This is a genomic window from Dissulfuribacter thermophilus, assembly GCF_001687335.1.
GTDB classification, from domain to species: Bacteria; Desulfobacterota; Dissulfuribacteria; order Dissulfuribacterales; family Dissulfuribacteraceae; genus Dissulfuribacter; species Dissulfuribacter thermophilus.
This window is the reverse complement of record NZ_MAGO01000001.1, coordinates 145,576-158,281: the sequence shown is the minus strand read 5'-3', so window position 1 is coordinate 158,281 and position 12,706 is coordinate 145,576. Positions and strand designations below refer to the sequence as shown.

At 42.0% G+C, this 12,706-nt stretch carries 10 protein-coding genes; 5 read left to right on the top strand and 5 right to left on the bottom strand.

The genetic code is table 11. The annotated features are described in order from the left end of the window. Window positions 1–28: 28 nt before the first annotated feature. A complete protein-coding gene (locus DBT_RS00635) occupies window positions 29–1,732 on the bottom strand; it encodes a nickel-dependent hydrogenase large subunit (RefSeq protein ID WP_067615423.1) in 1,704 nt (567 codons plus the stop codon). Between the two features lie 26 nt (window positions 1,733–1,758). After that, window positions 1,759–2,841, bottom strand: coding sequence for a hydrogenase small subunit (locus DBT_RS00630; RefSeq protein WP_067615421.1), 1,083 nt, complete (start codon window positions 2,839–2,841; stop codon window positions 1,759–1,761). A 172-nt stretch (window positions 2,842–3,013) separates the two neighbouring features. Here DBT_RS00630 and DBT_RS00625 point away from each other — a divergent pair, with 172 nt between their 5' ends. The 3 genes from DBT_RS00625 (at window position 3,014) to DBT_RS00615 (ending at window position 9,149) form a co-directional block, all read left to right on the top strand. After that, window positions 3,014–4,009, top strand: coding sequence for a sigma-54 interaction domain-containing protein (locus tag DBT_RS00625; protein ID WP_067615419.1), 996 nt, complete (start codon window positions 3,014–3,016; stop codon window positions 4,007–4,009). 215 nt (window positions 4,010–4,224) lie between these two features. After that, the gene (locus DBT_RS00620) at window positions 4,225–7,941 is read left to right on the top strand and encodes an FAD-dependent oxidoreductase (RefSeq protein ID WP_067615417.1); all 3,717 of its coding nucleotides are present in this window, start codon (window positions 4,225–4,227) and stop codon (window positions 7,939–7,941) included. Window positions 7,942–7,952: 11 nt separating this feature from the next. Further along, a complete protein-coding gene (locus DBT_RS00615) occupies window positions 7,953–9,149 on the top strand; it encodes a 4Fe-4S dicluster domain-containing protein (protein ID WP_067615415.1) in 1,197 nt (398 codons plus the stop codon). Window positions 9,150–9,302: 153 nt separating this feature from the next. On the opposite strand, the gene DBT_RS00610 is transcribed toward DBT_RS00615, so the two are convergent. The 3 genes from DBT_RS00610 to pgeF form a co-directional block, all read right to left on the bottom strand. Then, window positions 9,303–9,494, bottom strand: a complete 192-nt coding sequence (locus DBT_RS00610; protein ID WP_067615413.1) for a hypothetical protein — start codon at window positions 9,492–9,494, stop codon at window positions 9,303–9,305. 71 nt (window positions 9,495–9,565) lie between these two features. Beyond that, complete coding sequence (locus DBT_RS00605) at window positions 9,566–9,748, bottom strand: hypothetical protein (protein ID WP_067615411.1); 183 nt, start codon at window positions 9,746–9,748, stop codon at window positions 9,566–9,568. A 155-nt stretch (window positions 9,749–9,903) separates the two neighbouring features. Next, window positions 9,904–10,668 carry a peptidoglycan editing factor PgeF gene (pgeF, locus tag DBT_RS00600; protein ID WP_161939876.1) on the bottom strand — a complete coding sequence of 255 codons (765 nt, stop codon included), beginning with the start codon at window positions 10,666–10,668 and terminating at the stop codon, window positions 9,904–9,906. Window positions 10,669–10,743: 75 nt separating this feature from the next. Between pgeF and gspG the strand changes: the two genes are divergently transcribed. Further along, window positions 10,744–11,172 (top strand): type II secretion system major pseudopilin GspG, encoded by a 429-nt coding sequence (gspG, locus tag DBT_RS00595; protein ID WP_067615408.1) that lies wholly within the window; start codon window positions 10,744–10,746, stop codon window positions 11,170–11,172. A gap of 14 nt (window positions 11,173–11,186) precedes the next feature. Then, the gene (gspE, locus tag DBT_RS00590; protein WP_067615859.1) at window positions 11,187–12,704 is read left to right on the top strand and encodes a type II secretion system ATPase GspE; all 1,518 of its coding nucleotides are present in this window, start codon (window positions 11,187–11,189) and stop codon (window positions 12,702–12,704) included. Window positions 12,705–12,706 lie beyond the last annotated feature (2 nt).

The following is a 12,706-nucleotide window of genomic DNA, read 5'->3' as shown; positions in this document are numbered from 1 at the left end:
TTTAGTGGCTCCAGCCTACAAGAGATTATTAAACATTTACCTTAACCCTCGATAACTCTCTGCCAACCGGGTCTATAATGTGGATAGCGCAGGCAAGACATGGGTCAAATGAATGGATTGTGCGCAGTAGTTCGAGGGGTTTATGGGGATCAGCCACTGGATTACCAACAAGAGAGGCTTCATATGGTCCTGGCTGTCCTTTGTCATCCCTTGGACCTGCATTCCATGTAGAAGGAACTACACACTGATAGTTGGCAATTGTTCCATCTTCTATCACTATCCAATGAGAGAGTGTGCCGCGAGGGGCTTCATGGAACCCAAAGCCCATTTGTTTTCCTTTTCCAAACTCAGGTTTGGAAAATATCTCTAGATCACCTCTTGAAACATTGTTGACCAAGAGTTCCCAGTGTTTTTGAGCGAGATCCGCTAACATGGCAGCACGCACGGCACGAGCTACATGTCTACCAGGGGTTGAGTAAAGGGCTTGGACCGAAACCTTAGTCCCGGCCAAAGACGATATAGTTTTAAGAGCATGATCTACGTACTTTTTCGTTAATTCATGCCCTGTTGCATAGCCTACAAGTACCTGGGCAAGAGGGCCTACCTGCATTGGTTTACCCTTGAAGCGAGGGGCCTTTACCCAGGAATATTTTCCATCATCTTGGAAGTCAGTGTATTCAGGAACTGTCTCTTCTTCAAACGGATGTTTGGTCCAGTGACCGTCATACCATGAATGTGCTATACACTCTGAAATATTGTCTCTAAAATAGGGATCATTAAAACTCTTAATCTCCCTAACAGTTGACAGATCGCCGTCAAAAATAGTGCCTCCAGGTAAGTCAAATTGCTCACCCTTCGTATCTAAAGGCAGGTCTGGGACGGCAAGATAATTGACCACACCACTACCGAAGCTCAACCAGTCCGCATACATGGCACCAACTGCACAGACATCTGGGAGGTAGACGTTCATGATGAACCCTCTTACTTCATCCACAAGTTGCTTTATCCAATAAAGACGCTCCATATTAAGGGCGGAATCGCTATCAGGATTTATTGCAGTTGCAACGCCTCCCACACACAGATTTTGTATGTGAGGATTTTTTCCTCCAATTATTCCCAGTGCCTGAGTTGCCTTTCTCTGATAATCAAGTGCCTCAAGATAGTGGGAAACAGCCATTAAGTTTACCTCAGGAGGTAATTTCATTGCTGGATGGCCCCAATAGCCGTTGGCAAAAGGCCCAAGCTGGCCGCTATCCACCAATGCCTTGACCTTTTCTTGTACTGCCTTGAATCGTTTAACGCTATTTCCAGGCCACTCAGACAAGCTCTGGGCAAGAGTAGCAGTCTTTTTAGGATCTGCCTTTAAGGCCGATACCACGTCCACCCAATCTAGGGCAGAAAGGATATAAAAATGTACTATGTGATCGTGAAGGGCATGAATTGCAAGGACAAGATTTCTTATATACTGGGCATTTATAGGTATCTCCAAATTGAGGGCATTTTCCACTGCCCTAACCGATGCTATAGCGTGTACTGTTGTGCAGACGCCACAGATTCTCTGGGTAAAGATCCAGGCATCCCTTGGGTCTCTCCCCTTTAAAATCACTTCAATACCACGCCACATCGAACCTGAAGACCAGGCCTTTTGTATTTTTCCATTTTCTATCTCAGCATCTATTCTCAAATGTCCCTCTATCCTTGTAATGGGATCTACTGTTATTCGTGTTGCCATAATAATGACCTCCTCTTCCAGAAAGCTTATTCTTCCTTATTGTCCTTTTTCTGGACCATCTTCTTTCCAACGCCTGCTAAGGCATGCAACGCCACTGCAGCACCTGTAATCCCGAGCACCTTTTTCCCAAAGGATTCAGAACTTGATATTGAGCCCCTATCCCCTGGAATTGGGACACCTGGCAACCTTTCATAAAATGGAGTCATGGTGTCCCAGAAATTTGGCTCTGTGCATCCCACACAACCATGACCTACAGATACTGGCCAGACTCCAACATCATTAAATCTCACAGAGGGGCAGTGAGAAAAGGTCTCTGGGCCTTTGCATCCGACTTTATAGAGGCAGTATCCATTCTTATGAGCACAATCACCAAATTCTTCGACAAATCTTCCATCATCAAAGTGGGGCCGCCTCTCACAGTGATCATGAATTCTGCGTCCGTATGCAAATAGTGGCCGTCCGAGCTTATCCGTTGCAGGCAGTCGCCCAAATGTGAGATAGTGTAGTACGGTCCCCAAAAAGGCGATTGGATTGGGAGGACAACCCGGGCAATTTATTATAGGGACAGAATTTATGATGTCGGAAACTCCTTTGGCTCCTGTAGGATTTGGATTTGCAGCCTGAATGCCTCCAAATGCTGCACAGGAACCAATGGCAATAACAGCAGCAGACTTAGGAGCAACTTCATTTATTATTTCAAGGGCTGTTTTTCCTCCAATTTTACAATATATGCCTCCATCTTTAGTGGGAATTCCACCTTCCACTATACAAATAAATTTTCCCTTGTTCTCCTCAATCGTAGAGGTCAACAGCTCTTCTGCCTGGGTTCCTGCTGCAGCTAAGAGGGTCTCGTGATAATCTACTGAGATGAGATCGAGGATGAGTCGTGCCACATCTGGATGTGATGCCCTCAATAGACTCTCTGTACATCCAGTGCACTCCTGGAAATGAAGCCACACCGTTGGAGGACGTTTCTTTTTCGAAGCAGCCTCGGCCATTTTGGGAACTAGCTCATCCGAAAGCCCCATTGCCGCACAGACCATGGCGCATCCTTTCAAAAAACTACGCCTGTTCACCTTTGTATCAAAATCCCAAAAAGTTCGAGACATCGTTATTTACCTCCTTTTAAAAATCTCATATGCATGTCCCTTCCTATGGAATCTTCAATGAATACTCAAAATATTTTATGCAAAATACATTCCAAGATTTTTTTCACAATATTTGAGCTTTTTAACAAGGTCCACTTTACCCTCATTTTCTTCATGTTATCCTTGAACTGGAATGGACATTAAACTAATTGGGAAGTCGCCGAAAATCAGAGAGGTATTACGCCTAATATCTAGAGTTGCACCCCTAGGAGTCCAAGTATTAATTAGCGGAGAAACAGGTACTGGAAAGGGTCTTGCCGCAAGGATTATTCATCAACTAAGTCCACGAAAGGACAAACCCTTTGTTACTGTACAATGCGGTGCAATTCCGGATACCCTTATAGAAAGTGCCCTTTTCGGACATGAAAAAGGCGCATTCACCGGGGCATCTACACGTTCAAAAGGTTTCTTTGAAGAAGCACACAAGGGGACACTCTTACTCGATGAAATAGGTGATAGCTCAATGGCCTTCCAGACAGCCCTTCTCCACGTACTTCAAGAAGAAGAATTTTGCAAGATTGGTTCGACCCGTCCCACTAAAGTTGACGTTAGAATAGTTGCAGCCACCAATAAAGACCTCAGAAAAGGAGTATCTCTTGGCACATTTAGGCAAGACCTTTTTTTTAGGCTTAATGTTGTGGAAATAAAGATGCCTCCACTAAGGGACAGAGATGACGACTGTATGTTGATAGCAGAGCATTTTCTGCATTTTTTCAACCAAAAATACAAAAAAAAACTAACGGGCCTATCAAAGGAAGTAAAAAAAATCTTTATGCAATATCACTGGCCCGGCAATGTGAGAGAATTAATTCATGTTGTTGAACGGGCAGTAATCGTAGAACAATCTTCACTTATTACACCTGCATCTTTACCTCCACAACTCCTTGAAATAAACCAAGAAATTGATAACCAAAATGAAGATTCCATGCAGTTTCATTTACCCTTATTTGATAAACCACTCAAAAATGCAAAAAGAGAATTTGAAAAGAAATATTTAGAAGGGCTATTGAGGCGGGTAAATGGCAATGTATCTATGGCCGCAAACCTCTCAGGCCTTAGACGCCAAAATCTTTACTTGAAAATTCAACAATATGAGATAGACCTTGATCAATTTAGAAAAAAGAAATGACATGTCATAAAATTAAGACACCAATACTGATAGGATCTATGCATTAAAATAATACCTTAATTCCATTGGTTGATATGGAAAAATTACAGATATTCGAATAAGCGGAGTCCATTTCGCCTTTTATCCATGATAAATTCTTCAACTAGGAATTTAGGTATTATCCGTGCATAGATCAAATAAGATTACATGAATACTACTCATCATGAGGAAATAGCATGAGTAAGATTTGCATAATAGGAGGTGGCATTGCAGGCATTCAATGCGCTCTGGACCTGTCGGAGGCAGGCCTAAATGTCATAATTGTTGAATCTGGTGATGCCTTAGGTGGCATATCTGCCCTACTTGACAAGACCTTTCCAACAAATGACTGCTCAATGTGCACCCTTGCCCCTAAGCTTGTTGATCTATCCCAAAGACCCAACGTGGAAATCCTGACTCGGGCAGAAATTAATGGCATTCATGCAGAAGAAGGGGAGTTCACCATAGCTGTAACCTTAAATCCTCGCTTTGTGGATGAAAAAAAATGTATATCATGCGGACGTTGTGAAGATGTATGTCCTGTTTTTGTGACACCACAAGGCGCTACACATACACTTAGGAAAAAGGCCATCTCAATACCATTTCCCCAGGCCATACCAAACAGTTTTGTCTTAAATCCCAAGGCCTGTCTTTACTTCCTTTATGGATCTTGCAAAAAATGTGAAGCTATTTGCCCCACAAAAGCCATAAACCTCGAAGAAACCAAGGTCGGAACCAGGATAAAGGCCCAGGCTTTAGTTATAGCAACTGGCGCAGGTCTTTTTGACCCTACACCACTCAAGGCTCTAGGATACAAAACCCTTCCAAACGTAATCACTAACCTCGAAATGGAATTGATGCTTAAGGCCACTGGCCCAACTGGAGGAAAGGTGCTACGTCCTTCAGACAGAAAAGAACCCCAATCAGTTGCCTGGATTCAATGTGTTGGTTCAAGGATGATCGCACCTTTAACTCGACCTTTTTGTTCAGATACATGCTGCATGTCTTCTGTCAAAGAGGCCTTAAACACAAAAGAGGTTTGTCATAAAATTGTTACAGATATTTATTTTCTTGACCTCCGTGCCCATCAAAAGGGTAGTGAGATATATTATCAAAAGGCAAAGGCCCTAGGGGTCAACTTCATTAGAAGCAGGATATGTAGTCTAGATTGGGCTCCAGGAGACAAAATAGAACTAAGGGCCAGACGAATTGGCGGCACAGTAGAGTCCAGGACTTATGATCTCGTAGTCTTAGCAACTGGAAGATCACCATCTCAGACCTTAAAACAGTTTCTCGAACAACCCCAAAAACTATATGATGATTTTGGATTTATTGCCACAAAAGGCGAGGAGACCTTCAAAACCCCAATAGGGGGTATCTATGCATGCGGCTCTTCTACTTCTCCCAAATCAATACCTCACTCGGTTATAGAAGGTAGCGCAGCTGCTGGGGCCGTAATAATAAACATGTCACATAAAAGTGACAATTCAAAATATGAACATCCGTCCACTTTAAATTGTTCCCAGAAATCTCCTGCTAAAATTGGAGTTTTTATTTGTAAATGTGGGGGAAACATCAGCGATCATTTGCCAGTAGAATCTTTAAAGCAGGCAAGTCTACTCTTGGATGGAGTTGAGCACTGTGAAATTGTAGAGTTTGCATGCAGCAAAGACGCACTTTCGATCATCAAAGAACAAATAAAAAATAAAGGACTCAACCGAATTGTTGTTGCCGCTTGTAGCCCCCACACTCACGAAGCCACCTTTCAAGAGGCAATAAAGCCATTAGGACTTGGGCCGTGGGCAATTTCCATGGCAAATATCCGAAATCATAATGCCTGGGTACATAAATCCCAACCAATCCTTGCAGAGGAAAAGGCCAAGGATCAAATTCGAATCGAAATCGAGCGTGTACGAAAACTAAAGCCTATAGCCCCAAAACAATATCCAGTTATAAAGGAGGTTTTGATTATCGGGGGTGGGATCAGTGGGATGAAGTGTGCAATTGACTTCGCACGCCTGGGCTTTCCTGTAACCCTTTTAGAAAAAGAAAAGGAATTGGGGGGAAATGCCCGCTTTGTGCACAAAACATGGCGGGGAACATTTTTTAAACAATTGCTTAAAGACTTAACAGAACGCGTGCAGAACCATCCCAAAATCACAGTCTTGACCGAGGCAAAATTACTGACTCATACAGGGAGAGCAGGATCTTTCACCTCAAAAATAGAGACAAAAGAAAAGGGCACTATCGTCATAAACCACGGCGTTACAGTTGTAGCAACAGGAGCAAAAGAATTTAGACCAGACGAATATCTCTATGGAGACTCCAAACGAATTTTGACACATCTTGAACTGGATAGGATACTCAATTCCAAAGAAGATGCCACAAAAATAATTTCAAAGGCTAAAGAGATCGCTTTTATTCAATGTGTGGGATCCAGAGAGGAAAACAGGCCTTATTGTAGCAGAGTCTGTTGTACTCACACCATCATGACGGCCCTTTTATTAAAAGAAATAAACCCTGCCCTTGATATTTTCATTTTTTACAGGCAGATGAGGACCTATGGACTTCGAGAAAAATTTTTCTTGGAGGCAAAGAAAAAAGGGGTCCATATGATCCCATTTTCTACTGACCACAAGCCTATAGTTAAAAAGATTTTGGCTATGGATGAAACAGGTCAGGTCTCTACTAAGCTGAAACTCTCCTATCAGGATCCATATACCAATCAAATTCTCAAACTCTATCCTGATCTGGTTATACTCGCATCTGCCATAGTTCCTGACTTAAGAGACAATAAGGAACTTTCCGATATCCTTGGAATACCTCTGGATGAAGAGGGATTTTTTAAAGAGGCCCACTTGAAACTAAGGCCTGTAGAGACCATTCAAAAAGGGATATTTATTACAGGGTTGGCACAGTTTCCAAAGGAACTCGATGAGACATTTAGCCAATGTTCAGCAGTTGTTTCACGTGCAACAGCCTCAATCCTATCAAAGGATACTCTCCTACTTGACACACCTATTGCCCGAGTCATTAAGGACAAATGTGATGGCTGTGGCCTATGTGTTGACCCATGTCCATTCAGGGCTATCAAGATCATTGAATATATATTCAAGAAAGAAGTCAAAAGAACTATTGAAATAGAGGAAGCCAATTGCACAGGTTGTGGTATCTGTGTGGCAACCTGTCCAAAAGAAGGAATAGAGGTATCGGGGTTTGAGCCCTCAACAATTCTCTCACAAATAGACGCTATAATAAAAGAACGCAACAATGGCGATTTTGAACCCTATATCCTGGGTTTTTTATGCCATTGGTGTGCCTACGCCAGCGCTGATTTGGCAGGGGCCCACAAGATAGAATACCCAGCAAATGTGCGTTTTATTAGAGTGATGTGTACCGGTACAGTAAACCCAAATATAATAGTGTATGCTCTGTCTAGGGGTATAGACGGGGTCATAGTCCTTGGATGTCATCCAGGGGAATGTCATTACCACAAGGGAAATTTAGTGGCCCTAGAAAGAAAAGAGACCATCGAGTTAATACTGGAAGAATATGGAATCTCTCCAGAGAGATATCTCCTTGATTGGTGTTCATCCGGGCAAGCAGAGAGATTTGTCAATATAGTGACAGAGTTCGTTGAAAAAATTAAGGACCTAGGCCCTAATACTCATACGATAACAACATTCCAGCCCCCTACTGCCAATAACTTGAAAGATGAAAGAAGATATCCACCAATGACCAGGTGCTTTGATGGAGTCTTATATTATTGGGATGGACATAGATACAGATCATCAAAGAGTGCTCAACGGTCTCTCAAGAAACACCTAGATAAAGGATTCGAGGTTAAACTCATACCAGAAGAAAATGTTTTTCTCATCTATACAAGAAAAGAAATAAATGACCACCTAAACTAGGAGCAAATAATTTGAAGAATTATGTTTTGAGAGACAGGATCTTAAAAGTATGCGGCAATAACCTCCTTTCTTGTCTTCACTGTGGATCTTGTGCATCTGTTTGTCATGCATCAGGCATTCAGAATATGGATCCAGAACGACTTTTGAGGCTGATATTATTAGGGCTTGATGAAGAGGCATTAAATACTACCTGGATTTGGAGATGCTCCCTTTGTGGCAGGTGTAGACGACACTGCCCAGTTGATATCGATATACCAGGCATAATTTACTACCTGCGACAATGCCAAGGTGAATCCTTTGCACCAAAAATTTTAAAAGAATTTTATGTCCGCACCTTAACTACTGGAAATGTGCTCTCTCTTACACCATTCGAGGTAATAAAAACACTCCAGTGGCTAGAACAAGAACTTAGACGTATTTCAAATAGGCCAGATTTCTCTATTCCTATAGATAAGACCGGAGCAGAGATCCTAGTCTTTGTTAGTTCAAGAGATTTAAAGTTCAATCCTAAGACGATCCTTGCCCTATCATTTCTCCTCAATATGGCCAAGGCAGACTGGACTATCCCAAGCTATGGATTTGAAGAATCAAATTTTGCAGCCATGGCTGGTAATATTGATGCCCAAAAAAACATTTCCTTACAAAAAATCCAGACATGTAGAAACCTAGGGTCTAGAATAATATTGATGGATTCATGCGAACATGCCTTTTTAAAGGCAGGCTTTGGCCCTTTGCCTACAAAGATCCAATTCCCAGATATTGAAATTTTATCTACCCCTGTACTCATTTGGCGTTATTTAAAAAAAGGGCGCCTTTCACCTCCTAAAAAAAACAACCAAAAGCAGGCCATGGACTCTTATCCATTGGTGATAGTAAATGATCCTTGTAATGTAGAACCTGACTCAGAGATTTACAAATCAGTACGAAATATACTCTCTGCCTATGGTTTTTCAGTCAAAACTCTGGAACCAGCACCACCTAACTGCATCTGCTGTGGTGGAGGGGCAGGAGCTGGACTTTTAGGACTAGAGGATAGAAGGCAGTTGACCTTACTCAAAAGAAAACAACTTTTAAAATTAAAAGAGACAGGAATATTAACTACCTATTGCCATCAGTGTGCTGAACAATTAAGGGAGATTATAATAGACACAAATATCAACTTAAAATTTCTCAGTTTCCAGGAACTTCTTTTTGAAGTTTATCTATGAACAATTCTAAAACCCTTACCATAAATCCATTGGGAGCATTCCAGGTTTATCCCAAATTATGCACTTCAAATGCCTGAGAATCGGTCTTCAAGACCTATTGCCTCTTTCACTCCATCTATAGAGGAAAGCACCAAGGCCAATTGGAGATTTTCCCTAGCTATCTATTATAGCTGCTTGATTCATTAGACGAACATGATCATCTAAATCTGACTCAATAAGGCGATTCTTTTCATTATTTGCGTTAAACCAGGCCCACCAAATTCGAATACCTGTGAGCACAATAATTACGCCCACTACTGGCAAAAGGATCCGAATAGACATAGAAGTATCGCATTTAAACTTCATAAGCCCCCCTTTTCAAATTTTGACGCCTTTCCTCCTAACCAAAATCTTATTAAAAGGGTCTATCCAAGCAGCTAGTTTCCAGTAGTGGCTACAAATTCATTTTGTTCTAGGAATGAAAAAGCATTTGGAATTCTGCGCTCAAATTGATCGGGAGTGTGATTTAGTGCGGCATGGGACATCTCTCGATTAAGGATAGTGGTCTTATTAATGGAAAAGTCGTATTTAACTCTATCCAGCCCACAAAAATCAGACATGAAAACCCTTCTCTTGGTGAAAAAAATTTTTTTAGATCCAATAAGACAATACGACCAACATTGTCCTATTAATGGACATGCTACCCTCTTGGAGTTTAAACTATACTGAGATTTATATCGTCAAAATATAACGTAAACCTTAAAAAAATTGCCCTCTATGGAGTCAACATTCCCAACGTTCCAAGTCTTCCTGTTTTTTTATCTCTCCTATAAGAAAAAAAGTCTTTGGAGCATCTGGTACATATATTAGATGAGAATATGTGATTGGGGTGAATTCCAACCTCATGAAGTTTGCTAAGGGTTGCTCTCTTTAGATCAAGATGATCTCCATTGAATATGAAGTCCCTCATCCAAACTGGCAATAACTCCCTCCATCCTTTAAACTCTCCACAGCATGGGCCGAGGGCTGGACTTATGCCAACCCAAAGATCCTTAGGTCTCGAATCAAAAAATCTAACCATGGTTGAAACCATGTTCTCGACAATTCCATTTGAGAGACCTCTCCAGCCAGCATGACAGTTCCCAATTATCTGTTTCCTGGGATCAAAAAAGACTATGGCCTGGCAATCTGCGTGGTGAATCATGAGTGCCAGTCCCTTGACATCTGTCACCAACCCATCTGCCTCTCCAACAACTAATGAATCAGGTACCTCTGATATCACCAACACTTTATTACTATGTACTTGTTTTAGTGCCACCAGTCTCTCAAGATCCACTCCAAAGTGATTACAGATTATCCTGAGATTTCTCTCTAAATTCTCTGGGGTATCTCCAACAAAAAGACCCAGATTCAAAGTGTCATAAGGAGGAAGACTGACTCCACCCCTTCGTTTATACGTGAGGGCCTTCAACTTGTCCCTAAAATAAGGGGGAAGATGGGGCATAATCTCTACATAGGATAAGGTATTTGCCTTTTTCATAGATATGGATATATTTGAAAAATGTGAAGTTTTGAAGATACGAATTTTGATCACATTTATAAGGAGCATTCTATCATGAAACATCGCAAAATCACTACAAATCAAAAGGGATTTACCTTAATAGAACTCCTAGTGGTAGTCATAATAATAGGTCTTCTTGCAAGTCTTGTTGCCCCAAAATTTTTTGGAAAACTCTCTCAAAGCAGGATTAAGGCCGCTAAGGCACAGATCGAATTATTGGGTGCTGCTCTTGATGAATTTAGACTAGACAATGGTAGGTATCCCACCACAGAAGAAGGGCTTGAAGCCCTAAGAAAAAAGCCTGAAGGCCTTGAGAATTGGGCTGGACCCTATCTTCCAAAGGACATCCCAAAAGATCCCTGGGGGCATGACTATGTCTATAAATCTCCTGGGGAGCATGGAGATTATGACCTAATGAGTTACGGAAGAGATGGAGAGCCTGGAGGAGAGGGAGAAGATGCAGACATTGTAAGTTGGAAATAGGAAAACTATTTGATATGTTTCAGGAAATTCAACCAGCAGACTTTCCGGAAAAACCTCCACTTTTAAATGGCCTTACGCCTCAACAGATGCGCCACTGGAAGGTCCTTCCAGTGGCTGTTGATGATGATGCGGTCAAAATCGCAATGGCAAGGCCAAATGATCTCTATCTTATCGAAGTCTTGGAAAACATTTACAACAGACCCCTTAAAATTTTCAAGGCAAATGAAGACGATATCCTTGCCACTATCTATAGGTGGTACGAAGCAGATATGGATATATCTGGTGAAAGTCAAGAAGATGAAGAGGCAAGGGCTATTGACGAACTCTGGGAAGACCCTGAACAATTAAAGGACATGGCCTCTGAGGCCCCTGTAATCCGCCTGGTGAATCATCTAATTAGTCAGGCCCTGGAGGTTAAGGCCTCTGATATCCATTTTGAACCTTACCGCGATAAGTTTGTAGTGAGATTCAGGATAGATGGGGTACTCCACGAAGTTGAGACAATAGCCAAGAGACTTCAACCGGCCATAACTTCCAGAATAAAGCTCATGGGTAAAATGAACATAGCGGAGATGCGGCTTCCTCAAGACGGCCGCATAAAGGTGAAAGATCGCGAACGAGACATTGATATCCGTGTTTCAACACTCCCAACCCTTTTTGGCGAAAGTATTGTACTCAGACTCCTAAATAGAGGAGAGGTCAAACTAGAACTTGAAAGTCTTGGATTTCCACCAGATACATTAATGGATTTCGAGTCCATTATAAGACGACCTTATGGACTCATCTTAGTAACAGGCCCTACAGGTAGCGGTAAGACCACAACTCTGTATGCGGTAATGAACCTCATAAATTCTCCAGACAAAAAGATAGTAACTGTAGAGGACCCTGTTGAATACCAGTTAGATGGAATAAACCAAATCCAGGTAAAACCAAAAATTGGATTAACCTTTGCCAATGCCCTTCGCACAATATTGAGACAAGATCCAGACATCATCCTAATTGGAGAGATCAGGGATGCAGAGACAGCAGAAATTGCTATACAGTCTGCATTAACAGGGCACCTAGTCTTTTCAACTCTCCATACCAACGACGCCCCAAGTGCCATAACAAGATTACAGGAAATGGGCGTTGAATCGTATCTTTTGGCCTCATGTCTCCTAGGGGTCATGGCCCAGAGACTAGTGAGAGTAATATGCCCCCATTGTAAAGAGTCTCATCCTATCGATGAAGAATTATATCAAGAACTACTGAATGGAATTGAAGGGACGGACCAGCCAGTCGTACCCAAAGAGGTATGGCGTGGTAAAGGATGTCCTAACTGCGCTACTACAGGATATTCTGGTAGAACTGGCATCTATGAACTCTTAAAGGTGGATGAAACCATACGCCGCCTAATTGTTCGAGGTGAAGACAGCGCATCTATTCTTAAGGCCGCAAAGGCAAATGGCATGAGGACCCTTAGAGAGGATGGACTCCAAAAGGTACTCCTTGGTCAGACTACATTTGAAGAAGTACTCAGGGTATCTAACTAATT

Bases quoted from the DNA above. Each gene is read 5' to 3' on its own strand.
- DBT_RS00625 (WP_067615419.1), top strand. From the start codon at position 3,014: ATGGACATTAAACTAATTGGGAAGTCGCCGAAAATCAGAGAGGTATTA.
- DBT_RS00610 (WP_067615413.1), bottom strand. From the start codon at position 9,494: ATGAAGTTTAAATGCGATACTTCTATGTCTATTCGGATCCTTTTGCCA.
- DBT_RS00605 (WP_067615411.1), bottom strand. From the start codon at position 9,748: ATGTCTGATTTTTGTGGGCTGGATAGAGTTAAATACGACTTTTCCATT.
- gspG (WP_067615408.1), top strand. From the start codon at position 10,744: ATGAAACATCGCAAAATCACTACAAATCAAAAGGGATTTACCTTAATA.
- gspE (WP_067615859.1), top strand. From the start codon at position 11,187: ATGTTTCAGGAAATTCAACCAGCAGACTTTCCGGAAAAACCTCCACTT.
- DBT_RS00620 (WP_067615417.1), top strand. From the start codon at position 4,225: ATGAGTAAGATTTGCATAATAGGAGGTGGCATTGCAGGCATTCAATGC.
- pgeF (WP_161939876.1), bottom strand. From the start codon at position 10,668: ATGAAAAAGGCAAATACCTTATCCTATGTAGAGATTATGCCCCATCTT.
- DBT_RS00630 (WP_067615421.1), bottom strand. From the start codon at position 2,841: ATGTCTCGAACTTTTTGGGATTTTGATACAAAGGTGAACAGGCGTAGT.
- DBT_RS00635 (WP_067615423.1), bottom strand. From the start codon at position 1,732: ATGGCAACACGAATAACAGTAGATCCCATTACAAGGATAGAGGGACAT.